The sequence below is a fragment of the Hymenobacter sp. M1-2 genome, assembly GCF_057808495.1.
In genome coordinates, this window is the sequence record NZ_JBTYZO010000019.1 from 69,153 (window position 1) to 93,864 (window position 24,712).

Below are 24,712 nucleotides of genomic sequence, written 5' to 3' on the forward strand. Positions count from 1 at the left end.
GGTTTCCTGCTAGCCCATCGGTAGGCGGAGGCCGGACCTTTGAGTCGTTCCAACACCCCCAGAAAACGACTCATGAACAAGACCTTATTGCGCATCGATGCCAGCGCCCGCCTGACCAATTCGCACTCCCGCGCCCTTGCCGATGAATTTCAAACGCGTTGGCTCCAGGCCAACCCCGGCGCCACGGTGCGCGTGCGGGACCTGGCGCAGTTTCCCATCGGCCACATCACCGATACCACCATTGCGGGCTACTACACGCCGCAGGAGCAGCACACGCCGGAGCTAGCCGCCGCCACGGCGCTATCGGATGAGTTGATTGCCGAGTTTCTGGCCGCCGATATCCTGCTCATCAGCACGCCCATCTACAACTTCTCCCTGCCATCGGCCCTGAAAGCCTATATCGACCAGATTGTACGGGTTGGGTTCACGTTTTCCGCCGACGAAACGGGGCTGCACGGCCTCGTGCCCGACCGGCCGGCCTACGTTGCGGTGGCGGCCGGGGCCGTGTACCAGCATAGCCCCATCGCTCACCTGAATTTTGTGGAGCCTTACCTGCGGGCCCTGTTGGGCTTCCTGGGCATTACGTCGGTGGAGTTTCTGAACATCGAAGGCACCAGCACCGACGAAGCCACGCATGTGCGCACCCGCGAAGAGGCGCTGCGTAAAATAGACCGCGCGGCCGTCAATCACGCCGCTTAACCCACAGCACACCTTATGGACAAGAAAATTTGGTTTATCACGGGCATTTCCAGTGGTATAGGGCAGGCGCTGGCCGAAGCCGTGCTCGACAGCGGCGACTTTGTAATCGGCACCTTCCGCGACCCGGTGCAGGTGGATGTATTCAACAACCGCCACAAAGACGAAGCCCTGGCTCTTCAGCTCGACATCACTAATTATGAAGCCGTTACTCAGGCCGTGCGGACCATTGAGCAGCGGTTTGGGCGGCTCGACGTGCTGGTGAACAATGCTGGTTTCGGTATTGCCGGGGCCGTGGAAGAAACCAGTCTAACTGAAGTACGGGCGGTGTTTGAAGCCAACTTCTTCGGCACGCTGCATCTTACGCAAGCCGTGCTGCCGCTGCTGCGGACACAACGGAGCGGCCACATCGTGCAGCTGTCGTCGCACAGCGGGTTTAAGGCGGCGCCGGGTTTCGGAATCTACAGCGCCAGCAAGTTTGCCCTCGAAGGATTCAGTGAGGCGCTGGCCGCCGAAGTGGCGCCGTTGGGCATCAAGCTGACCATTGTGGAACCGGGGCCGTTTCGTACGCGCTTCGCTAGCTCTGGCTTTCAACTCGCCAAGCAACGCATCGACGATTACAATGACACGGCGGGTGTGTTTCGGGAGCGAATCAAAGGCGTAGATGGCAAGCAGGAAGGCGACCCGCAAAAAGCCGCGCAGGCTATTCTGGCAGTGGTGCGGTCCGAGAACCCGCCGCTACGGCTGCCCTTGGGCAAAACGGCCGTGGCCACGCTCACCGCCAAACTCGCCAGCGTGCAGCAAGATCTGGATGCCTACCGGGAAGTAGCGGAAAGTGCCGTTTTTCAGTAGCCTTCCACCTTTGCGGTCTGATGCAAGGGCGCTGACCTGACTTTGTGAGCCCAGATACTTTTTGGTACAGCCCCAGCAAAACGGCGGCACGATTACTCGTGCCGCCGTTTTGGTGTTTTCGGCGGCGGTGGCTCGGCTAGTGAGTAGATTTGGACCTCGCGCCGGCTGTTTACTTTGCCCTGCGCCAAGCATGGCCGCGGACGAGCGGCCGACTTGCCCGTGGCAAATACGTAAGGCACGTTGGCTTTCACTCCTCAGTAGATGCTTGACCGGCTCATCTATTTTTCCATTCACAACAAGCTCATCATCGGGCTGCTGACGCTGGCCTTGGTGGTCTGGGGTAGCTACTCGCTCCTGCGGCTCCCCATCGATGCCGTGCCCGACATCACCAACAACCAAGTGGTGGTGTACACCGTGGCGCCCGCGTTGGCGGCCGGCGACATTGAGCGGCTGGTGTCGTTTCCGGTGGAGCAGAGTGTGGCTACCATTCCGGGCCGCGAGGAAGTGCGCTCCTTTTCGCGCTTCGGGCTCTCGGTGGTTACCATAGTCTTCAAGGATGAAGTGGACATCTACTGGGCGCGGCAGCAAATCAGTGAGCGGCTGCGTGAGGCCGAAAGCCAGATTCCGGCGGGCGTGGGCCGGCCCGAAATGGCGCCCGTAAGCACCGGCCTGGGCGAAATTTACCAATACATCGTGCGGGCCAAACCGGGCTACGAGCAGCGCTACGACGCCCGCGAGCTGCGCACCATTCAGGACTGGCTGGTGCGCCGGCAGCTGCTGGGCACACCCGGCGTGGCCGACGTGAGCAGCTTCGGCGGCTTGCTCAAGCAGTACGAAATAGCCCTCGACCCGGCCCGCCTGCGCGCCCTCACCGTGACCGTGGACCAAGTGTACCAGGCCGTGGCCGCCAACAACCAAAATGCCGGCGGCGCCTACCTCGACCAACAAACCGCCGCCTACTTTATTCGCACCGAAGGCCTAGCCGAAAACACCGATGACCTCGGCAACATTGTGGTGCGCAGCACGGCCGCCGGGCTGCCCGTGCTGGTGCGCGACGTGGCCGATGTGCGGCTAGGCGCGGCCGTGCGCTACGGCGCCATGACTCGCAACGACGAGGGCGAAGTGGCCGGCGGCCTCGTGCTCATGCTCAAAGGCGCCAATGCCAACGAAGTCATCAAAGCCGTGAAGGCGCGCATGGAAACCGTGCGCAAGTCCCTGCCCGAAGGCGTGGAGATAGAAGTGTACCTGGACCGCTCCGACCTGGTGGGCCGCGCCATTCACACCGTCAGCAAAAACCTCATTGAAGGGGCCCTGATTGTGGTGTTCGTGTTGGTGCTGTTCCTGGGCAATTGGCGCGCGGGGCTAGTGGTGGCCTCAGTTATTCCGCTGGCTATGCTGTTTGCCATTAGCCTGATGCGGCTGTTTGGCGTGTCGGGTAACCTGATGAGTCTGGGCGCCATCGATTTCGGGCTGATTGTGGACGGGGCCGTGATTATCGTGGAAGCCATTGTGCACCGCCTGCACGCCGGCACTTTGCGCGCGGGCTTGGCCACAGACGCGGCGGTTCCTAGCCGTATGTTCACGGCAGAGGAAATGAACGAGGAAGCTTACGGGGCCGCCTCGCAGATTCGCTCCTCGGCGGCTTTCGGCGAAATCATCATCCTGATTGTGTATCTGCCGCTGCTGGCTTTGGTGGGGGTGGAAGGCAAGATGTTCCGGCCCATGGCCCAGACCGTGGCTTTTGCCATTCTGGGCGCTTTTCTGCTGAGCCTCACCTACGTGCCCATGATGTCGGCGCTGGCCCTGAGCCGCAACCCCGCCCCCCGCCGCACCATTTCCGACCGAATGATGGACTGGCTGACGGTGCGCTACCGGCCGCTGCTGGCGTGGGCGCTGCGGCGAAAAACGGTGGTGCTGGTGTCGTCGGTGGGCTTGCTAGTGGGCGCGGGGCTGCTGTTCCGAACCTTGGGCGGGGAGTTTATTCCGCAACTCTGGGAAGGCGACTTCGCGGTGGAAGTCCGCACGCTCACGGGCTCGTCGTTGCGCTACACGGTGGCGAAGTCGCAGCAAGCAGCGGGCATTTTGCGGCGGCAGTTTCCAGATGAAGTAAAAGCTGTAATTGGCAAAATAGGCGCCGCGGAAATTCCCACCGACCCTATGCCCGTAGACGCCGCCGACCTGATGGTGGTGCTCAAACCCCAGACCGAATGGACCACCACCCGCAGCCGGGAAGAGCTGACGGAGAAGATGGCTGCCGCCGTGGGCGTTATTCCGGGCATGACCTTCAGCTTTCAGCAGCCCATTCAGATGCGCTTCAACGAGCTGAGCAGCGGCGCCAAGCAAGACGTGGTGCTGAAAATCTACGGCGAAGACCTCAGCCAATTGAGCCGCTACGCCCGGCAGGCGGCCCGCCTCGTGCGCCAAGTGGCTGGGGCCGAAGACGTGTACGTGGAGCAAGTAACCGGCCTGCCGCAAATAGTGGTGCAGCTAGACCGCGCCCGGCTGGCCCGCTTTGGCCTGAACGTAGCCGACGTGAACCGCACCGTGCAAACGGCCTTCGCTGGCCAAACGGCTGGCCAGCTTTTCGAGCAGGAGCGCCGCTTCGACGTGGTACTGCGCCTGCGCCCCGAGCTACGCCAAGACATTGGCCAAGTGAGCCAGCTGCTCCTGGCCACGCCCACCGGCCAGCAGGTGCCGCTGGAACAAGTAGCCACCGTGGCGCTGGTAGAAGGCCCCAACCAAATTCAGCGCGACGATGCCAAGCGCCGCATCACGGTGGCGTTCAACGTGCGTGGCCGCGACGTGGAAAGCGTGGTGCAGGAGCTCCAAGCCCTCATCGACCGACACATTCGGTTCGCGCCGGGCTATACTACCACCTACGGCGGGCAGTTCGAGAATTTGCGCCAGGCTACTCAGCGCCTGAGTGTTGCGGTACCTGTGGCATTAGGATTGATTTTCGTGCTGCTGTATTTCACGTTTCGCTCCGTGAAGCAAGCGCTGCTCATTTTCACGGCCATTCCCTTATCGGCTATTGGCGGCGTATTGGCGTTGTGGCTGCGCGAAATGCCATTCAGCATCTCGGCGGGCGTGGGCTTCATTGCCTTGTTCGGCGTGGCCGTGCTCAACGGCATCGTGCTCATCGGCTACTTCAACCAACTCAAAGCCGAGGGCATCACCGACTTGTACACGCGCATCTGGCAGGGCACTCAAGTACGCTTGCGCCCGGTTTTGATGACGGCCACGGTAGCGTCCTTGGGCTTTCTGCCCATGGCGCTGTCCACCTCCGCGGGTGCGGAAGTACAGCGTCCTCTCGCCACCGTAGTAATCGGCGGCCTGCTCACCGCCACATTGCTCACGCTGCTCGTGCTACCGGTGCTGTACGCGCTGTCGGAGCCTCACCCCCTAGCCCCCTCTCCTAGGGGAGCGAGGGAATTAGTTCTAAAAGAAGTTAGTGGTGCTTCTAGCTCTAAAGCTAAAAACTCGTCTGGCTCCCCCTTCTCCACGGGAGAAGGGGGCCGGGGGGATGAGGCAACTACAACTAATTCTTCTTCTCCACGGGAGAGGGGACTACGGGGTGAGGCCCTCCTTCTACTCCTTTTCTTCCCCACCCTCACCCAAGCCCAGGATGTGCAGCTCAACAGCCCATTGACTTCCGCCCAGGCGGTGAGCCAGGCGTTGCAGGCCAATGGCACGGTGCTGGCGGCGCAACGAGCCTTGGAAGCCCAGCAGGCCGTACGGCGGGCGGCGTATGATGTGGGGCGCACGGCGGTAAGCGTGAGTTACGGGCAGTACAACTCCTACCGCAACGACAACAACTTCACTCTCAGCCAGTCGCTGGCGCTGCCGGGGGTGTACCGCAGCCAGGTGCGGCTGGTGGATGCCCAGATTGCCGGGCGGCAGCAGGAACTGGCGCGGGCCAAGGCGGAACTGCGGCGGCAAGTGCGGCTCACGTATGAGCAGGCTTTACACGCTCGGCACCGGCTGCGGGTACTGCGCGGGCAAGACAGCTTGTATACGGCGTTTCTGCGGGCCGCCGAGCTGCGGTTCAAAACCGGCGAAGTAGCCCGCTTAGAACCGGCCACGGCGCTGGTGCAACAAGGCGAAACCGCCATCCTGCTCCGCCAGGCCCGCACCAACTACGAGGTGGCGCGTCGGCAACTGCAAGCCTTACTACAGTCGCCTCAGCCGATAGCCATAGCTGACAGCGCACTGCGGCCACTGGTACCGGCTCTGCCCCTTACAATCACTATCGACACTACGCTGTTTACCCAAAACCCGGAAGCCCGCGTACTACGCCAACAACTTGCGGAGCGGCGGGCCGCCACCCGCACCGAGAAGGCCCAGGGCCTGCCTACTTTGTCGTTGAGCTATTTCAACCAGTCGTTGATTGGGCCACAGACCATTGGTGGGGTGGGCGGCCCGGAGCGGTACTACGGAGCGGGCAACCGGTTTCAGGGTGTGCAAGCGGGTGTGGCGATGCCGCTGTGGCTGGGGCCGCAACGGGCGCGGGTGCGCGGTGCTGTGTTGCAGGAGCAAGCAGCGGCCGCCACGTACGCGCGCCAGCAAGCCGAATTGGCTGCCCGGCTCGATGAGCTACGCGCGCGCCTCACGGAGCAGCAGCAGCGCCTGGCTTTCTACCAACAAACTGGTTTGCCCCAAGCCACGGTTATCGTGCGGCTGAGTACCCGAGCTTTCCGAGCCGGCGAGATTGGCTACGCTGAACACCTGCTCAACCTGGACCGGGCACTGGGCCTGCGCACGGCCCATCTTCAGACGCTGCTCGAACACAACCAAAATATAATCGAGCTGGATTATTTGCTCGGTGCCGCGCAGTAGTGCTGCCCTTTCTTTGCCTCACAACATGCCCAGAATAGTATCTTCTCTGCTGATCTTGAGTCTGGTTTTAGCCAACTGCGGGGGCAAGTCCGACACGGCCGCTGAGGCTGATAAGGCAGCCGAAAGGTCCGCGGTATCTGGCACAGAAGCCGCCGAAGCAGCAACAGACCTCGTAACTCTTTCCGCCGCCGAGCAACAAGCAGCTGGATTGCGCACTGGGCACGTTGAAACCCGGCCCATAGGAACAGGCTTGGCCGTAAATGGCACCCTCGATGTGCCGCCGGAAAGCGCCGTTTCCATCACCGCGCCCCTAGGCGGCTTCGTTGATAACACCCAGCTGCTCCAAGGCACACGGGTCCGCAAAGGCGAAATTCTGGCCATAATTCGCAACCCCGAATTCGTGACCCTGCAACAAAACTACCTGGAAACGCGCAGCCGCCTCACCTACGCCCAAGCCGAGTTGGCGCGGCAGCGGGAACTGTACGAGCAGGAAGTAGCACCCCAAAAAAACTACCAGCGGGCCCAAGCCGAATACGATGCCTTGCGGGTACAAACCAACGCCCAAGCTGCCCGCTTGCGGTTAGCAGGCCTGCCCGTGGGCGGGCCCATCGTAACGACGGCCGCCGTGCGGGCACCACGAGCAGGCTTCGTGCGGGCCGTGAATGTGACGGTAGGGCAAAGTGTGACGCCTACCGATGCTCTGTTTGAAATAGTCGACCCCGAACACCTGCACGTTGAGCTCACCGTGTTTGAGCGCGACGTGGCGCGGGTGCGCAAAGGCCAGCTCATCCGCTTCACCCTGGCCAGCGACTCCACCGGCACCAACCGGGAGCGGACGGCTCGGGTCCACCTCGTCGGGCGGGCCATCGGCGAAGACCGGACCGTGCGCGTCCACGGCCACCTCGACCAGGAAAACGACCCCGCCCTGCTGCCGGGCCTCTACGTGCGCGCCACCATAGAAACTGGCCGCACTGAAACTCCTACGCTACCGAATTCGGCCATAGTTCGTTTCGAAGGCCAGACTTACGGCTTCCTGGTAGAAGCGCCGGGCCGTTACCGCATGGTCCCTTTCACCACCGGCCGTCAGGAAGATGGCTACACTGAAGTAAGGCTCCCTCCTAGCCTGCCTGCTACCACCACTTTCGTCACCGATGGCGCCTACTCGCTGTTAGGCAAGCTCAAGAACGCGCCAGAAGAATAAGGCTAGGTGCGCCCATTTCCGAACAGCACGTGCGCTAACCCACGTTGCGGAGTAGCCGCGTAGCGGCTGAAGGTTTGTAGAAAACCAGACCTGAACCATCCCCGCGCCGCGTAGCGGTGCCAGAGACGCCCGCCGATCTGGCACCGCTACGCGGCGCTATCCCGCAAAACGATTTGGGGTTACAAACCTGTTGCCGCTACGCGGCTACTCCGCAACGTGGGTTAGCGCACGTGCGAAGCGAGTTTCTGCTGTGCTATGAAGTGCTGCCGCATGAGAGCTATCCTGCGGCTCGTGGCAGAATAGCTTTCCGCGGTGCGGTTGCCCCTGGCTACACCTTCGCCGAGCGCAACCGTAGCGAATTTGTCAGTACCGAAACTGAGCTTAGAGCCATGGCGCCGGCAGCGAGCATGGGCGAAAGCAGCCAGCCCGTGAAGGGATACAATAGCCCGGCGGCAATGGGAATGCCCAGCGTGTTGTAGAGGAAGGCGAAAAACAGGTTCTGCCGGATGGTGCGCATGGTTTGGCGGGACAGACGTAGCGCCGTCACTACACCGCGTAAGTCGGAGCGCATAAGGGTGATGCCAGCGGCTTCCATCGCCACGTCGGTACCGCCGCCCATCGCCAGGCTCAAGTCGGCCTGGGCTAGCGCCGGAGCGTCGTTGATACCGTCGCCGACCATGGCCACGGTGCGGCCTTCGGCTTGTAGCTCTTTTACTTTGCTGGCTTTGTCCTGGGGCAGCACTTCCGCGAAGTAGCGCGTAATACCAACTTGCTGGGCCACTTTGGCCGCGGTTTGCGGATTGTCACCCGTCATCATCACCACTTCCAGGCCCTGGCGTTGCAATTCCCGGATGGCCTCCGCGCTGGTAGCTCGCACGGTGTCGGCTACAGCTACCACTGCGGCGGCTTGCCCGGCTACGGCGGCATATAGCACCGTTTTTGCCTCGGCTAGTAGCTGCTCAGCGGCCTGGCTAAGCTGGGCGGGCAGGCTGATGTTGTTTTCGTTGAGCAGGCGCCGGTTGCCGATGAGGACGGTCTGCCCCAGAACAGTTGCCGCCGCACCTTGGCCTTCGAAAGCCTGAAAATCCGTGGCGGCCAGCACTTCAACATTCTGCCCTTCCGCGTAGCGCACCACGGCTTCGGCCAGCGGATGCTCGGAGTAGCGCTCCAGAGCGCCTAACACGGCCAGCAAGTTAATTGGCGCATCAGCCACGGGCACGAAATCTGTTACGGCCGGCTGACCTTGGGTGATGGTGCCGGTTTTGTCGAGTAGCACGGTATCGACCTTGTAGGCTTTCTCCAAGGCCTCGGCATTGCGGATGAGCACGCCCAGCTCCGCCCCTTTACCGGTACCCACCATGATGGCCGTGGGCGTAGCTAACCCTAGCGCGCACGGGCAAGCAATGATGAGCACCGCCACGAAATTGACCAAAGCCAGCGGCAGCCGCGTGGCTTCGGGCGAGGCCACAAACCATACAGCAAACGTGAGCACGGCAATCAGTACCACCACCGGCACAAACACGGCACTTACCTGGTCGGCGAGGCGCTGAATGGGCGCGCGGCTGCCCTGGGCTTCTTCTACAAGCTTCACAATCTGGGCCAGCATGGTTTCCTGACCCACTTTCGTCACGCGAAAGCGGAACGAGCCGGTCTTGTTGAGTGTGGCCCCAAACACGGCGTTGCCCTCCTCCTTTTCGACGGGCAGGCTCTCCCCGGTGAGCATGGATTCGTCCACGGCGGAACGGCCGTCGAGTACCACACCGTCGGTGGGCACTTTTTCGCCGGGGCGCACTATTACTACATCGCCGAGCCGTACTTCTTCCAGCGGAATATCTGCTTCCTGGCCGTGGCGCACTACGCGGGCCGTTTTGGCTTGCAGTCCCATCAGGGCCCGAATGGCGGCCGAGGTGCGTTGCTTGGCCCGGCTTTCGAGTACTTTTCCGAGCAGAATGAGGGCAATGATGGTGGCCGTAGTATCGTAATAAACTTCCGGCATAAGGCCTTGGCGCATGAACCAGTGCGGCACGAGCGTGGCGGCAAGGCTATACAAAAACGCCGCGCCGGTGCCCACGGCAATAAGCGTATCCATGCTGGCAGTACGGTGCCGCAGGCCGTTCCAGGCCGCCACGTAAAACTCCCGGCCACTGTAGAGTAGCACGGGCAGCGTCAGAAGCAGCTGCACGTAGTTGAGCACGGGCATCGATACGCGCTCCATAAGGGCGGGCCACAGCATCAACATGCTCAGGGGCATAATGATGGCCGCCAGCACCACGGCCACCTGGAACCGGCGCAGCAATTGGCCGTAAGCGGTGGCTTTGCGCTGGGCCAGTTCATCATCGGCCGTTAATATCCCTGCAACTGGCGCGGCGGGTTCGTGCACACCGTAGCCAGCTTGCTCCACGGCGGCTTTCAGCCCGGCGCGGTTTATTTGAGCGGGTACATACTCCACGGTGGCTTTTTCGCTGGCCAAATTCACGGTGGCCCGTTGCACGCCGGGCGTGCGGCTCAGTGTCCGCTCCACGAAATTGGAGCAGGAAGCGCAGGTCATGCCCTCGATGTTGAGGATGGTGGTTTCGGTATCAGCGGCAGCCGGAGCCGGCGCAACGTCCGGGATACTAGGCGCGGAATTCTGGAGATGATTCATGGTAAGAGGCGCGGCTGCTCAACCAGACCAAACCCAGCCCGGAACTGCCGCCACAAATAAAACCGGCAACGTCGGCTGCCGGATGTGCAGGATTTGCATTCGGACCCTACAACATTCGGCGCGGCGAACGGGTGCCGTAGTACTATATCCGAAGTTGTGGATTAGAGCTATAAGCTAGTTCCCCTCATCTTTTAAGGAGGGGAACTAGCTTATAGCTTTCTAGCTGTTGTCGGCCGTAATCTGGAGTAGCTAGGGGTGCCGTAGCTCAACCCGCAACTCTGCCATCAGCTTAGCTTATCAAAAAGCAAAGCCAGCCCGCACTGCTATACGCTGGAAAGTCACGGGCTCATCGGGGGTGTTGGGGCGACTGAGCGTGGTGCGTTGGGACCGGTAGCCGACGCTGATGAGGAAGCTGGTGCTGTTGTTGAACAGCACCTTTAGGCCTACTCCCGAAGCAAACAGCCCGCCGCCCGAGTACGTTATGGGTTGTACGAGCGTATCGTCCTCGCCGGTGATGTTGATGCCGTAGCCAGCATCGACGAAGTAGAAAGGAATGAGGGTGCCGCGGCTCAGCAAGTCGCCCCGGACGCTGCCGAAAAGGGGCAGCAGGCTTTGCGTGGCGTACAAATCGACGCCCACGCCGAGGCCCGTGTACAGCCACTGGTTGAACTTGAAGCCGTTGACGGTCTGGAAGGAAAAGGCCGACGTATTGGTGGAGCTGCTAGTGTTGCGGCCCGCTAAGGCACCTAGCTCCGTGAAATGAGCAAAACCCCGCCGCTTATAATTCTGCAGCGTATTGGGCGGTGTTGCCTCCTGGCGCAGCGAGTCCACTTCTGGGCGCGTAAACACGAAGACGTTCCGGTCGGTGGTTTGTAGCCTTACGGTGGGGGCATCGGGTGCCGACAAGAGCCGGCCGCGCAGCACCCAGCCGTTTTTCAGGTACAGCACATCCTCGGTGGGCCGTTGCGCCTGGCTGGAAAAGCCGCAGAGCACGAGCAGGCTGAGAAAAAGAAGGCGAGCCATAAGCAGAATACTGGCAGTCAAAAGCAGGGGCTTGTGGCGGCAAGTTGGCAAAAAACGACGCATCCTACGCCTTATTTACTTATCCAGCCAGCTTTTGAAGTCGGCTACTCGCTCCCGGCTCACAATAACTTCCGCATCGGTGGGTGGCTGCAAAAGCAATTTCAGGCGGCCCCCAAGGTAGGTACGAATGTCCTTGATAGCCGCCAGCCGAACCATGAACTTGCGGTTGAGCCGGTAAAAGTCGGCCGGATCGAGCAGTTCCTCTAGCTGTTCCAAGGTGTAATCCACAATGTAGCGGCGCTGGTCGAGCGTGGTGAGGTAGAGCACTTTGCCATCGGCGCAGAAGTAGGCAATTTCATCGGTCGTCTTGAACAGGATACGGTCGTGAAAACGCACGATGAAGCGCGTTTTGTAGGTTTTGCGCAACTCGCGCACGGCCGCCGCTACCTGCCGGAAATCGGTGGTCGAAGGTGCTTCAGTGGGCTCGGCGCTCAGAAGCCGGAGCTTGTCGATGGCGCGGGCCAGATCGGGGAAAGCAATGGGTTTGAGCAGGTAGTCGATGCTGTTGACCTTAAAGGCCTGAATGGCGTACTGGTCGTAGGCGGTGGTGAAAATGATGGGGCAGCGCACGTCCACCTGCTGGAAAATATCGAAGCCCAGCCCGTCGGCTAAGTGAATGTCGAGCATGAGCAACTGCGGCACGGGCCGGCTCTTGAACCACTGCACCGTGTCTTCCACGGTATCGAGGCAGTCCAGCACCCGGAACGCGGGGTCGTAGGTCGTGAGCAGGGAAGCCAGGCGCTCGGCGGCTAGCTGCTCGTCTTCAACAATGAGAATATCCATCAGAAGGCTCCTTGCAGCAACGGCAGTTTCACACTAAACGAGGCATCGTCGCGCACCACTTCCACCGGCCGCTCACTCACGAAGCCGTAGCGGCGCATGATGTTCTTGAGGCCCAAGTTGGTGGAAGCCTCCACCACCGGCCGGGGTTGCAAGTTGTTGCGCACCACCAACTGCTGGTCGGCCTCGGCGTACACTTCGATGCGCAAAGGCTTGTTTTTGGAGCTGATGTTGTGTTTGAGGGCATTTTCCACCACCATTTGCAAAGCCACCGGCACGGTGTAGCGTTGCAGCAGGTGCGTTGGCACATCAATGCTGATGTCGAGGTTTTCGTGGAAGCGGGTGCGCAGCAAATACACGTAAGCTTCCATAAACTCCAGTTCGGAACCCACTTCCACGAGTTCTTTTTCCTGGTTTTGCAGCACGTAACGGTATACCTTGGCCAGTTGCTGAATAAACTCCGTGGCCTGGTCGGCATCCTTGTGCACCAGCGACGACAACACGTTCAGGTTATTGAACAGGAAGTGCGGATTTACCTGGTCTTTGAGCGACTGAAACTGGGCCTGCAAGCTCGTTTTCTTCAGCTCAGCGGCTTCTACCTGGCTGTGGCGCAGTTCTCGCAGAAAGTAGAAAATAGCGTTGAGCGTGTTCAGAAACAGGTTGATCCGAAAACCCAGCACCAGCACCAGCTTCAAGCCCAACTGCAGTTGCGTATCGGGTACCGGATAGATGTAGCGCCCCAGCACAAACGACGGCACCGCCACACCTATAAGTGTCACAACCAAACTCAGCCCGAACGTAATAATGAGCGGGTGCACCTTGCCGCCAAGCAAGCGGCCCAGTTCCGGCAAATAGCGCTCCACCAAATGGTTGCCTTCCCAAATCAGGGCCACCACCACCACAAACAGCGCCAGCACCCAGCCCGTGGGCACCGACAGGCCGTAGTAACGCATCACTTCCATGAAGAGCACGTTGGTGTAGGTGTACACCGCCAACAGCAGAATAAGAGCGTAGCGGTAGCGGACGGAAAACATATGGCGCAGTAAAGGGTCTGACCAGAGGAGCGGCAGGGAAGCTAGTGCAAAAAATCAAACTCGTGCCTACCCTCGCTCCGCAACAATGCGCTACCTACGAAGTCCACTCCCGAATAGATGGGCAAGCAAACGGCCACGGTACTAGCCGGATGGCCTGAGTCCGCAACGCATACGCGCCGCCACAGTCAACTGCGGCGGCGCGATGCGACTTATGCAGGTCGTTGGGGATTAGGGCAGCAGCACCCGGTCGATGGCGTGGGCCACGCCGTTGGTAGCCAGCACGTTGGCAATAGCCACGTTAGCCGGCGTATTACCGTTGCCTTGGCCACGTACCGTTACGTTTGCGCCGTTGACACCTACCGTCACGTTGCCGCCAAGGGTGGCAATGACTTGGTTGTTTGTCAGGTCAGAAGAAAAAGCGCGGGCGTTATTCACGATGTGCAACTGTAGCACGCTCACCAGCGTAGCATCGGGCACTTGGTCGAGGTTGTTCAGGTTCAGGGTCGTGAGCAGAGCCTGGAAAGCGGCATCGGTCGGAGCAAACACCGTCAGGTTGGAGCCAGGAGCCGTAGCGGCGGCAAGCAGAGCTGAGGCAGCGGGCCGTTGCAGAGCGCGGAGCAGCTGTACGAACTGCGGCTGAGCGGCCGTGGCGCTAGCAGCTACGAAACCGGCAAGCGTTTGGGAGGGCGGCAGCAGTACGTTGTCGATGGCGTGAATGATGCCGTTAGAAGCAGCGACATCGGCCGTTACCACCTTCGTACCACCGTTGAAGAAGACGCCATTGCTGTTCTTCGACACATATACCGTGTTGTCGTTAACGCCCGCCGAAGTCGGCTTCTGCGTCACCTGGGCGCTAGAACCGTTCGGGAAATCAGCAGCGGTTTTGCGGCCAGCCAGCACGTGGTAGAGCAGTACCGAGCGCAAGGCAGCAATCTGAGCAGGATTGGTTACGGCGTTGATTTTCGCGGCCGTGCTGAAGGCATCAAGAGGAGTGCCGGCCAGCTTGGCAAAGGCCGCGTTGGTGGGGGCCAGCACCGTAAGTTGGGTGGTGCTGCTGAGCGTAGCAACTAAGTCGGCTTTTGCTACGGCGGCCACTAAGATGGAGAAGTCCGAGTTGCTAGTTGCTACCTGCACAATGTTGCCGGGACCAGCTGCCATGGCGGGCAGCAATACCCGGTCAATAACGTGTACCACGCCGTTTGTGGCCAGTACGTTAGCTGTAGCTACGTTGGCGGCCGTCATGACATTGCCCGCGCCGCGTACCGTTACGGCCGCGCCATTTACGCCTATTGTTACGTTGCCGCCGAGGGTAGTAACACTCTGGTTGTCGCTTAGGTCAGACGAGAAAGCGCGGGCGTTGTTCACGATGTGCAGCTGTAGCACACTCACCAAGGTAGCGTCAGGCACCTGGTCGATGTTCGTTAGGTTCAGGGTCGTGAGCAGGGCCTGGAAAGCGGCATCGGTCGGAGCAAACACCGTTAGGTTAGAACCAGCAGTAGTGGCGGCCGTGAGTAAAGCAGATGCGGCAGGCCGCTGCAGAGCCCGGAGCAGCTGGGTAAATTGCGGCGGGGTGGCTCCAGCGCTAGCTGATACAAGGCCAGCAATGGTTTGCGTGGGCGGTTGCAGCACATTATCAATGGCGTGAATAACGCCGTTGGAAGCTCCTACATCAGCCGTTACCACCTTTGTACCACCGTTGATAAAGATGTTACTGCCATTCTTGGATAGATAAACGCTATTATCATTGATGCCCGACGAAGCCGGCTTCTGCGTCACTTGGGCGCTGGAGCCACTGGGGAAATCGGCGGCGGCTTTCTTGCCGGCCAGCACGTGGTAGAGCAGTACCGAGCGCAAAGCAGCAACCTGAGCAGGATCGGTTACGGCGTTGATTTTCGCGGCCGTGCTGAAGGCATCAAGTGGAGTGCCGGCCAGCTTGGCGAAGGCCGCGTTAGTGGGGGCCAGCACGGTCAGCTGCGTCGTGCCGCTGAGCGTGGTGGCTAAGTCAGCCTTGGTTACGGCGGCTACCAGGGTGGAGAAATCGGGGTTGGCCGATGCTACCTGCACAATGTTGCTGCTGCCGGATGGCGGGGGCGTAACATTGTCATCGTCGTCATCGTCGCAGGCGGTGGTGAACAGAGCAGAACCCAGAGCCAGCACCGTGAAGGCTCGCCGGAAAAAGGTACTGAGAGAAGTAGTGACGCTGTGCATGATTGCAACGGTTTAGGGTGAGGAATGGAAGTTTTTTGTTCCTCAAACTCGACGCCCATATCCTCGGATACGCCCCCTGGAGCCAAGGTCCATATGAAGGGAGCGAACCGCAACAACAGCGGAGTGAACTGCACAGCCTCACAGCCCGCAACCCACCTACCGCCGGCAAGCAGAACTTAACTTTTTCCTTCTCAACTCAGTACCTAAGGCTAATGCTCCATGCTGGGGCAGGTGTCTCTCCTTAGCCTTCCTCTGCTATGAACTCCTACCGTCCGCTACTGGCCCTGCTTTTTGTACTTCTAGCCTTCACTGCAAGCAGCTGTGATGCCATCGGCTCCATCTTCAAAGCCGGTGCCTGGACTGGCCTCATCGGGGTATTCTTGGTGGTGTTGCTCCTGTGGTTCGTCGTGAGGCGAATCCGGCGCTAAAGCCCTGCCCAAAATAGAACCCCATAAAAAAAGGCAGCCCACGGGCTGCCTTTTTGCGTCGAATACTTTCTGTTGGCTGAGGGAAGCAAGCTCGCTGCACAAACAGCCATTCAACTTCTCATGCCTAACTTCCCCATACTCACTTCCCAGCTTCCATTTTCCGGTCAGGCATGGTACCGATGATGTGGTCCCAGAGCGTAGTGCTTACGCCGAAAGCAATTTCGTCTTGCCGGTAGTGGTGCTGAGCATGGTGGTGCCACCATACTTTCAGGAAGTTTTTGGGGGGAGCGTACACGTGAATGGCGTAGTGCACAAACAGATACAGCGCGTAGCCAAACACGAAGCCCGCCAGAATGCCAAACGCCGCGCTGCCAAACGCAAACCGAAAGAGGAAAAATAGCAGCGAGGTCACAAATACCGTGATGATGGGCGGCATAGCCAAGCGGGTCTTATCCTTCGGATATTCGTGATGCACGCCGTGCATGGTGTACTGAAACTTGGCTCGTTTGGGCGTAGTAGCCGGAATGTGGTACAGGTAGCGGTGCATCACGTACTCCACGAACGTGAACATAAACCAGCCCACCAGAAACAACCCAAAAGCCGACAAGCCCGAGATGAAGCCACGCGTGAGTCCGTAGTAGAGGCTGATAGCCGCCGTAAGCACGAAAATGGATACCGGCAACGCAATATGCGTGTGCGAGAGACGCTCCAGCACCGGGTTCTGGAAGAGCTGTGCCGAGCCTTTGTGTTTGGGCTTCACCACGTCGGGCGTTTTCACGGCCATGCGCAGTTCGGTTTCGGGAGCGGCAGGTTGCATAGACATATCAGGGAAAGGTCTGATTTCGGGGGACAAAAGTACAAACCACAGCGCAAACGACCGGCCATCACGCAGTAGAAGTGTAGTGGTCGAGCAGCCGGCGGACACCGACTATGGTGCAGGCGGGCGGTGTGCAGCGCAGTGGTGCGCGGTCGTAGAACTGCTTTCTGGCTTCCAAGGTTTCACGCAAACGACGCTCCAGCGCCTCGGCATCCGGGGCGCCAGCTAGCAGCGGGCGCACAGTGGCCGAGCGGTGCATGCGCTCAACCAACGCTTCCACGGGCGCGTCTAGGTACAGCACGGGGCCGGTTTCGAGTAGCACTTCCATGTTTTGGTGGAAGCACGGCGTGCCGCCGCCCGTCGCCAGCACGAAATTCCCCGGCGCTGCTACTACTTCCCGCAACACAGCCGCCTCGCGCTCCCGAAAATAGCCTTCGCCTTCCGCCTCAAAAATGGCCGCAATGCTTCGGCCTTCCCGGCGGGTTATTTCCCGGTCAAGGTCTAGAAAAGGCACCTCGTAAGCCACCGCTAAGGCATGGCCCAGCGTGGACTTTCCGGCGCCCGGCATGCCAATTAAAGAAAGCCTCATCAGAAAATTGTGAGTTAGTGGTTGCGAATTGTCGCTGCGCTTAAAGCAAGCTGGTGGATGTGGCGCAACGGCTGATATAATATCTGATAATATCATCACTTCAACTGTACAATAGAAGCTTGACCTGCCAACTACCCACTCATTGGTAACTAAACTCAGCAACGGCAGCCGGTAAGACTATTCGGGCACCGCGAAGTTACCAGCTCAAAAGCCTTGAAGAGAGCAGCTAACGGAAGTTACGAAAAGTCAAGCCCCGGCGGGGCGGCATATCGGTAGAGACAACGAGCACAACGTTGGGAAAGCCCCATCAGGGCGACACGCACATTGCCGAGTGCTGCCCCGATGGGGTTCCACCACTGACGCGACTTAAGTTGCCTACGAACCCAATCTTACCCGCGGGTCCAGCACGGCGTACAGCACATCAACGGCGATATTGACGAGCACGAATAGCGCCGCAATAAAGATAGTAGCACCCATTACCACCGGAAAGTCCAGGTTTTCGACGGCACGTAGCGTGACTGTACCGAGGCCTTTCCAGTTGAAGATGTACTCGATGAAAAACGCCCCCGCCATAAGCGAGGCCAGCCAGCCCGACACCGCCGTAACCACGGGGTTCAGCGCGTTTTTCAGAGCGTGCCCCAACACGGTGCGGTAGCCGGAAAGCCCCTTGGCCCGCGCCGTACGAATGTAGTCCTGGCCCAGCACGTCGAGCATGGAGGAGCGGGTGAGTTGCGTGATAACGGCCAGCGGCCGAATACCCAGCGCGAATGCCGGCAGCAGCAGGTTGCGCAACACCAAGTGGCGGCCCGTGAAGGCGTCCGTCTCGAAGAGCTGCCCCGTCAGGTTGAGGCCCGTCCAGTGGCTCCAGTAGAAGCCAAACGTGATGGCAATCAGAATCCCAGCCACAAATGACGGCACCGAAATACCCAGCACGGACGTCGTGATGAGGGCCCGGTCGAGCCAGGAGTGCGGGCGGAGCGCGGCTACCACGCCAAACGCAATGCCCAGCACGGCCGCCAGCAGCATGGCGGCCAAAGCCAGCCACAGCGTACCCGTAAAATGGTCGAGCAGGATGCTCAGCACCTCTTTGTTGCTTTGGAAAGAGCGGCGCAAATAAGGCGTCTTCAGCACTACGGCCTGCTTGCCCAGCGGCAACAACGTCCAGCCCCCGTACTTCGCCACGCCCACCGAGTCGCGCGGGTGCACGCCCACCGGCGACACATCATTCAGGTAGCCGATCAGTTGCGCGGGCATGGGCTGGTCGAGGCCCAGGTCGGCGGCTATGGCGGCGCGGGTGGCGGCGTCGCTACGTTGGCCGGCCAGCAGCGCCACCGGGTCGCCGGGCAGCACCTGAAACAGGAAAAATACGGTGAGAGCCACGCCCGCCAGAATCAGCAGGCCCTGCCCCAGCCGGCGCAGTAGAAAGGAGAGCATGTGGTGATTAAGTGAGTAGGTAATTGGGTGATTAGGTGAGGAAGTAATAGGCCTGTAGCGCAAAGCTCCCGCTTCGCGCATCGTTGCTGAAGTTGAACGATAATCGTTGTTACGGCGCGGCCGCGAGTCGTTCAACGAGCCGCGAAGCCGGAGCTTCGCGCTACCGGCCCTACAACCTACTCACCCAATTACTTACTCACCTAATCACCTAAACTCAAAACAGCTTCTCTACCTCAAACAGCGCGGGGATGTCGTGGTAGTGATATTTGGCTAGCACGGTGCCGTCTTTCAGCACCATTAGGCCGGGGTTGGAGCGAATCATGGACTTGAGCACGGTGGCGTCGGCAAAGTAGTAGGGCGTGGCCAGATTCACGTCGTGGCGGAAGGAATCGAACTTATCGGGGCTGGTGCTGGTGATGGTGATGGCCTGCAACTTGCGGCGCGAGGTAGCCGCCTCTTCGAGCAGTTTGTTGAGCTGCTGGAACCGCTCCCGGTCGGTCTTGTTGGTGTTTTGTACGATGAGTACCAGCTTGTTGCCCTTCAGCAGTTCCTGCGTGTACGAGTTTCCATCCACGTCCGATACCTCAAAATCGGTGATGAGCGGCTTCGAGGCCTCGGGGTTCAACGACACCATACTCTTGTATTTCCAGGTGGAGTCGGTGGGATACTGGTCGAAGGTTTTGGTTTCGCCGTTCCGCTCCATCACGTACTGGTAGCGGGCTTGTTCGCGCGGCTTCATCAGCTGCCCGATGTTGTTGCCGACTTTGTAAGGCAGGAAATCAAAATAGGGCAAATGGCCCAAGGCCCGCACCCCAATCCCGATGGCAACGGCCCAGGCCAGCGTAATGTACATCACGCCCAGCTGACCCTTGGCGAAGCTGTAGCGCAGGTAGCGTTGGTTGAAGAACACTACCAGCCACAACCCAATCAGCACCACGTCTTTGCTGAACGACTGCCAGGGCGTGAGCTTGATAAAGTCGCCGAAGCAGCCGCAGTCCGTGACTTTGTTGAAGGCAGCCGAGTAGAACGTGAGGAAGGCGAAGAAGAGCAGCAGCGCCAGCAGCACCCACATGGTTTGGCGCAGCATCCAACGCAGCAGCAGCGCCACGCCCAGCACTACTTCCAGCGAGCTGAGGAAGATGCTCATGGTGCGCGAAACACCCTTGAAAATCAGAAAGAAGCTGCCGAAATCTTCGGCAAACACGTCGAAGTATTCTTCCAGCTTGAGGGCCGTACCCACGGGGTCGTTCAGCTTGATCAGGCCGGAGAAAATAAACAGCGCCCCCAGCAACAGCCAGCAGACTTTGGTGAATAGTTTCATATAGGTTGTTGAGGACTTGGAAGCTCCGGTCTTGAAACCTTCAGTTGAGTACCCGTTAGCCACTAGCTACATACGCGAAACCAGGTTGGCAGATGCCGCCGCGCTAAGGCGCCGCAAGATACGCGCCCATGCAAGACCCTAGGCATTGGGGCCGGCCAGCCTCTTCTTGATGAGCACAAACACCGCGTAGTTCAGCATGTCGCGATAATTAGCCTCCACTCCTTCCGATACGCGGGTGTGGCCGGCCAGGTCCTCGATCTGCTTGGTGCGGTGCAGCTTCATCAGAATAATGTCGGTGATGCTTTCAATACGCATCTGGCGCCAAGCTTCGCCGTAGTCGTGGTTTTTGGCGAACAGTAAGTGACGGTTTTCCGCCGTTTCCTGATCGTAGGCCGCGGCTACTTCTTCGGGCGTCAGGTCCAGCGGGGCGTCGGCGGTCAGCCGGAGCTGCATCAGCGCAATCACACAGTAGTTGATGATGGCCACGAACTCGGAGTCCACATCGTCGGCTACTAGCTGGGTGCCTTTTTCCTGAATGCTGCGGATGCGTTGGGCTTTGATGTAAATCTGGTCGGTGATGCTAGGCAGGCGCATGATGCGCCAGGCGGTGCCGTAGTCGTGAGTTTTAGCCAGAAACAACGCGCGGCACTGCGTTATAATTCGGTCGTAATCGAGCTGGGTTTGATTCTCCAAGTTTTTGAGGCTATTTTGTTGTCGTAGGCGTCGGCAATCGGCGTAGGGCGTGTCGCACGCGCCCATGAAGGCGGAGCGGGCTGTGTTTTAGCTCCGCGGCTCCCGCCTGCCACGTTTGTTGTACTGAATAGGCGTGCGACGCACTTTCACTCTTACTCAAACGGGCGTGGGCAACCGCGCCCCCACTTCCAGGCCGTGCAAGATACGACGTGTTTTCCCGCTGCGCACACGCTTCGCTGCCCCGGCGGGCGCGTCCTCGACCTGCGCCGGCCCCAGGTAATGGGCATCCTCAACCTCACGCCCGACTCCTTTTTCGAAGGCAGCCGGGTAGGAGCCGAAGATGAGCTGCTGCGCCGCGCTGAAACCATGCTGCGCGCCGGAGCCGCCGTGCTTGATCTGGGCGGATATTCTTCCCGGCCGGGCGCCGAGCACATCCCCGAAGACGAAGAGAAGCGCCGCCTGCTGCCCGCCGTGGCCGCCGTGCGCCGCGCCTTCCCAGAAGCTTTCCTGTCCGTCGATACATTCCGGGCCGGTGTGGCCGCCGAGGCCGTAGCCGCCGGCGCCGACATCCTCAACGACATCAGCGGCGGCGAGTTGGATGCCGACATGCTGCCCACGGCCGGCCGCCTCGGCGTGCCCTACGTGCTGATGCACATGCGCGGCACGCCCCAAACCATGACCCAGCACACCCACTACGAAGGCGACATTGTGCTGGAGCTGGTGCGCTACTTCCGCGACAAGCTGACCCAGCTGCGCGCCGCCGGTGTTACGGATATCATCCTGGACCCTGGCTTTGGCTTCGCCAAGACTCCCGCTCAGAGCCACGAACTGCTGCGCCGGCTGCCGGAACTGCGCGTGCTCGGCCTACCAATTTTGGCGGGGCTTTCCCGCAAAACACTCGTGTATAAACCGCTTGGTCTCTCGCCCGATGCAGCCCTCACCGGTACTATTGCCGTCAATACGTTGGCGCTGCTCAACGGGGCCCGGCTGCTGCGCGTACACGACGTAGCCGAGGCCATGCAAACCGTGCAGCTCGTTTCCACCACTTACCCCGTGCTCTCCCCGTGATTGGCTCTTTCTCCATCGGCTTCCTGCGCATTGGCTGGATAGACGTCGTGGACGTGCTACTGGTCACGTTGTTGTTTTATCAGCTCTACAAGCTGCTGACGGGAAGCGTGGCGCTGAAGATTTTCCTGGGCTTCATGTCCATCTACCTGTTTTATCTGGTAGTGAAAGCCGCCGACATGGAGCTGCTGACCAGCATTCTGGGGCAGTTTATGAGCGTGGGCGTGTTGGCCGGCATCATCTTGTTTCAGCAGGAAATCCGGCGGTTCCTGCTCAACATTGGCAAGGTAACGGCCTTCGAGCGGGTGCGCGTGTTCCCTTGGCGCCGCGATACCGAAGCCGACCGTATTACGGTGACGCCCTTCGTGGAAGCGGCCAAAAGCCTGGCCAGCAAGCAAACCGGCGCCCTCATTGCGTTCAGCCTGGCTTCCGACCTCAAACCCTTCGGCGACACTGGCGACCTTATCGATGCCGTGGTCAGCAAACGTTTGCTACTGAGCATCTTCAACAAAACCAGCCCCTTGCACGACGGCGCCGTCATCATTAGCGGGGGCCGCATCAAGGCGGCGCGCTGCATTTTGCCGGTGAGCGAAAACCCCGACGTGCCCGCCGCGCTAGGTCTGCGCCACCGCGCCGCCATTGGGCTGACCGAGGTAACGGATGCCGTGGTGCTGGTAGTGAGCGAGGAAACCAGCCAGATTTCGCTGGTGCGCGGCGGTGAAGTATTCCGCAACCTGGCCCCGGCCGACCTGCGCGCCCGCCTCAACGAAATGCTCTTCGACGCACCTGCCCGGCCCGCCGCTGCTTCGGCCGGCACGGCCGCTGAGGTGGCCGCGTAGCCGCAAGGACTTTTGCTTCATTTCTAGCCAGTTGAGTGCAAAGCATCCGTATGCTGGTCTATTTTACGCACCGTGCTCAATTTTATGGCGCCCAGGTTGTGATTGTAGATAAACTGTACTACTTTTTCCTCATGCTATACCCCGAAGCAGGTTTCTGGCTTTAGCCCGGCAGCCTTTCGGAAGATATTATTTCCTGTGCCCGGCAGCCCGAGGGCTGCTGCCTCCTCTCCTGGTTTCGTGCACACCCGCGCCAGACTCCCCGTTCCTCGTCCTACCCTACCACCGTTGGGCTAGGCTGCCAAAAGCAGTCTAGGCATTGCTGCGTGTTTTCTTGCCCGGGACCATTCCGGCCGGGCGTTACCTCATCGTTGCGTTATGGACCTTGTTATCGACCTGCATTGCCACCCCAGTATGAAGCCGTTTGGGCACAGCTTCAAGACCGACAACCAGCAGCAAAACCAGCAGCCCAAAACGAAGAGCTGCGTTTGGCACCACGACCGGCCGACGCTACTCGACAAGGCTCTCAGCTTCGTGGCTCAGCTCACCAAGTTTCGGCAAATCGACTTCACCAGTAGTCGGGCGGGTTCGGTTGGCTGCTCTAGACGCTAGACGCACGAGGAGCTATTGATGCTTAGCCACTACCTGCCCGCCGGCGTCTGGCGGGGCTTGCCTTCTCCACTGTATCTCTTCCTGTTTCTTCCAGCTGCTATGGCTTCCTCCACTACTATTCCTCCCCTCACGCCCCAGGACTTCATAAGCCACGTCCATGCTGACATGTACGAGCTGCACAACTACCTGGCCGACCGGCCGGACTGGTCGGTTTCGGACATTACGGACACGCTGCCGCCCGACGCGCGCGGCTACCGCCACCAGTACGTGGACCTCGTGATGGAGGGCGGCGGTATGCTCGGCATTGCTTTGGTGGGCTACGTCTACGCAATGGAGCAGGTGGGCATCCGGTTTTTGCAACTCGGTGGCACCTCGGCCGGCTCCATCAACGCGCTGCTGATGGCCGCCGCCGGTCCGCGCCACGAAACCTCCACCAACTGGATTATTGAGCAGCTGGCCAACCAGAATTTCTACGACTTCGTGGATGGCAACGAAAATGCTACCGGCTTCACCAGGGAGCTGCTAGAGCCCGACATCACGGATACAGGCGTGATGGGCTGGTTGAAACGCAAGGTCGATAAGGTGGAGGACATCCACTCAGCCTGGTCGGTGCGCAAAGACATCAGCCAGGACTATGGCCTGCACCCGGGCGACAACTTCACGCGCTGGCTGGAACGGCTGCTGCACGAGAAAGGGGCGAACAGCATCGAAGCCTTGCTGGCACGCCGGGCAGAGGTGCCGCCCGGTGGGTTGCGCCGTCGGCCCTCGCCCATCAGCAACATCGCCACTGAGGTGGCTTACCAGCCCGAGATGCTGAGCCGACTAGCCATTATCACGGCCGACATCAGCACCCAAACCAAAGTCATCTTCCCCGAAATGGCCCCGCTTTATTGGGAAGACTGGCGAAAAACCAGCCCGGCGCAGCTGGTGCGAGCCTCCATGTCGGTGCCGATGTTTTTCCAACCCTACCGCTGCACCAACCTGCCGGGCCGCGACCCTAGCAGCGCCGCTCACGTCAGCTACCGCCAGGCTTGGGACGCGCTGGGGTACCTCGGTCCCATTCCGCAAGAGGCGCTGTTCGTGGACGGCGGCATCATCTCCAACTTCCCCATCAACGTCTTCCACGACAACACCCAGGTGCCGGCCGCGCCCACCTTCGGCGTGAAGCTGGGCACGGAGCGGGCCAGCCTGCGCCCCACCGACTCGGTGCTGCAATACCTGGGCGCCATTTTCGACGCGGCCCGCTCGCAGTACGACGCCGACTTCATCCGCCGCAATTCCGACTATCGCCATTTGGTGCACTGCCTGAACGTGGAAGGCTTCAACTGGCTGGCCTTCGACATGCCGGCCGAGGAAAAACGTAAGCTCTTCGCCGTGGGCGTGCGCGGTGCGGTGGCCTTTCTGAAGAACTTCGACTGGGAGGCGTACAAGGCGTTGCGAGCTGCCAAGGTGGAAGTAGTGGCCCGCTCCCGGCACATGGTTCGGAAACGCCGCCAGCAGCTTATCGAGTTGGAATGGCCCGGTGGCCTGATGCCAGCTTACTTGCAGGAAGACTAGTGGCCTAGCGGGCATGAGCGGACGAG

At 60.1% G+C, this 24,712-nt stretch carries 19 protein-coding genes; 9 read left to right on the forward strand and 10 right to left on the reverse strand.

Annotated features, from left to right (window positions below; genetic code table 11):
* The first annotated feature begins 72 nt into the window (after positions 1-72).
* The 4 genes from ACYSMN_RS17990 (at position 73) to ACYSMN_RS18005 (ending at position 7,585) form a co-directional block, all read left to right on the forward strand.
* Positions 73-699 (forward strand): FMN-dependent NADH-azoreductase, encoded by a 627-nt coding sequence (locus tag ACYSMN_RS17990; protein WP_488925304.1) that lies wholly within the window; start codon positions 73-75, stop codon positions 697-699.
* Positions 700-714: 15 nt separating this feature from the next.
* Positions 715-1,548 carry an oxidoreductase gene (locus ACYSMN_RS17995; RefSeq protein WP_488925305.1) on the forward strand — a complete coding sequence of 278 codons (834 nt, stop codon included), beginning with the start codon at positions 715-717 and terminating at the stop codon, positions 1,546-1,548.
* 261 nt (positions 1,549-1,809) lie between these two features.
* Positions 1,810-6,384, forward strand: coding sequence for a CusA/CzcA family heavy metal efflux RND transporter (locus ACYSMN_RS18000; RefSeq protein WP_488925306.1), 4,575 nt, complete (start codon positions 1,810-1,812; stop codon positions 6,382-6,384).
* 55 nt (positions 6,385-6,439) lie between these two features.
* The gene (locus ACYSMN_RS18005) at positions 6,440-7,585 is read left to right on the forward strand and encodes an efflux RND transporter periplasmic adaptor subunit (RefSeq protein ID WP_488925307.1); all 1,146 of its coding nucleotides are present in this window, start codon (positions 6,440-6,442) and stop codon (positions 7,583-7,585) included.
* Positions 7,586-7,913: 328 nt separating this feature from the next.
* On the opposite strand, the gene ACYSMN_RS18010 is transcribed toward ACYSMN_RS18005, so the two are convergent.
* The 5 genes from ACYSMN_RS18010 to ACYSMN_RS18030 all read right to left on the reverse strand — a co-directional run bounded on the left by ACYSMN_RS18010 (position 7,914) and on the right by ACYSMN_RS18030 (position 15,334).
* On the reverse strand, positions 7,914-10,229 hold the full coding sequence (locus ACYSMN_RS18010; RefSeq protein ID WP_488925308.1) for a heavy metal translocating P-type ATPase: 2,316 nt from the start codon (positions 10,227-10,229) through the stop codon (positions 7,914-7,916).
* A 297-nt stretch (positions 10,230-10,526) separates the two neighbouring features.
* A complete protein-coding gene (locus tag ACYSMN_RS18015) occupies positions 10,527-11,252 on the reverse strand; it encodes a hypothetical protein (protein WP_488925309.1) in 726 nt (241 codons plus the stop codon).
* A gap of 75 nt (positions 11,253-11,327) precedes the next feature.
* A complete protein-coding gene (locus ACYSMN_RS18020; RefSeq protein ID WP_488925310.1) occupies positions 11,328-12,095 on the reverse strand; it encodes a LytR/AlgR family response regulator transcription factor in 768 nt (255 codons plus the stop codon).
* Entirely contained in the window at positions 12,095-13,126 is a 1,032-nt protein-coding gene (locus ACYSMN_RS18025; RefSeq protein WP_488925311.1) for a sensor histidine kinase, read from the reverse strand. The genes ACYSMN_RS18020 and ACYSMN_RS18025 overlap by 1 nt, the downstream gene beginning before the upstream one ends.
* A 228-nt stretch (positions 13,127-13,354) precedes the next feature.
* Positions 13,355-15,334, reverse strand: a complete 1,980-nt coding sequence (locus tag ACYSMN_RS18030; protein ID WP_488925312.1) for a fasciclin domain-containing protein — start codon at positions 15,332-15,334, stop codon at positions 13,355-13,357.
* A 257-nt stretch (positions 15,335-15,591) separates the two neighbouring features.
* On the opposite strand from ACYSMN_RS18030, the gene ACYSMN_RS18035 reads away from it, so the two are divergent.
* The gene (locus tag ACYSMN_RS18035) at positions 15,592-15,762 is read left to right on the forward strand and encodes a hypothetical protein (protein WP_488925313.1); all 171 of its coding nucleotides are present in this window, start codon (positions 15,592-15,594) and stop codon (positions 15,760-15,762) included.
* Between the two features lie 139 nt (positions 15,763-15,901).
* On the opposite strand, the gene ACYSMN_RS18040 is transcribed toward ACYSMN_RS18035, so the two are convergent.
* From ACYSMN_RS18040 to ACYSMN_RS18060, 5 genes are all read right to left on the reverse strand, one after another.
* Entirely contained in the window at positions 15,902-16,579 is a 678-nt protein-coding gene (locus tag ACYSMN_RS18040) for a sterol desaturase family protein (RefSeq protein WP_488925314.1), read from the reverse strand.
* A 67-nt stretch (positions 16,580-16,646) separates the two neighbouring features.
* Positions 16,647-17,168 (reverse strand): shikimate kinase, encoded by a 522-nt coding sequence (locus ACYSMN_RS18045; protein WP_488925315.1) that lies wholly within the window; start codon positions 17,166-17,168, stop codon positions 16,647-16,649.
* Positions 17,169-17,543: 375 nt separating this feature from the next.
* Complete coding sequence (locus tag ACYSMN_RS18050; protein WP_488925316.1) at positions 17,544-18,602, reverse strand: ABC transporter permease; 1,059 nt, start codon at positions 18,600-18,602, stop codon at positions 17,544-17,546.
* Positions 18,603-18,816: 214 nt separating this feature from the next.
* Positions 18,817-19,923, reverse strand: a complete 1,107-nt coding sequence (locus tag ACYSMN_RS18055) for a BT_3928 family protein (RefSeq protein ID WP_488925317.1) — start codon at positions 19,921-19,923, stop codon at positions 18,817-18,819.
* A 138-nt stretch (positions 19,924-20,061) separates the two neighbouring features.
* A complete protein-coding gene (locus ACYSMN_RS18060) occupies positions 20,062-20,616 on the reverse strand; it encodes a DUF1599 domain-containing protein (RefSeq protein WP_488925318.1) in 555 nt (184 codons plus the stop codon).
* A 195-nt stretch (positions 20,617-20,811) separates the two neighbouring features.
* Between ACYSMN_RS18060 and folP the strand changes: the two genes are divergently transcribed.
* From folP to ACYSMN_RS18080, 4 genes are all read left to right on the forward strand, one after another.
* Positions 20,812-21,684, forward strand: a complete 873-nt coding sequence (gene folP / locus ACYSMN_RS18065) for a dihydropteroate synthase (protein WP_488925319.1) — start codon at positions 20,812-20,814, stop codon at positions 21,682-21,684.
* Positions 21,681-22,520: a diadenylate cyclase CdaA gene (cdaA, locus tag ACYSMN_RS18070; RefSeq protein ID WP_488925320.1), complete on the forward strand. Its 840-nt coding sequence runs from the start codon at positions 21,681-21,683 to the stop codon at positions 22,518-22,520. The genes folP and cdaA overlap by 4 nt, the downstream gene beginning before the upstream one ends.
* A gap of 375 nt (positions 22,521-22,895) precedes the next feature.
* Positions 22,896-23,129 carry a hypothetical protein gene (locus tag ACYSMN_RS18075; RefSeq protein WP_488925321.1) on the forward strand — a complete coding sequence of 78 codons (234 nt, stop codon included), beginning with the start codon at positions 22,896-22,898 and terminating at the stop codon, positions 23,127-23,129.
* Positions 23,130-23,228: 99 nt separating this feature from the next.
* A complete protein-coding gene (locus ACYSMN_RS18080) occupies positions 23,229-24,686 on the forward strand; it encodes a patatin-like phospholipase family protein (RefSeq protein ID WP_488925322.1) in 1,458 nt (485 codons plus the stop codon).
* Positions 24,687-24,712 lie beyond the last annotated feature (26 nt).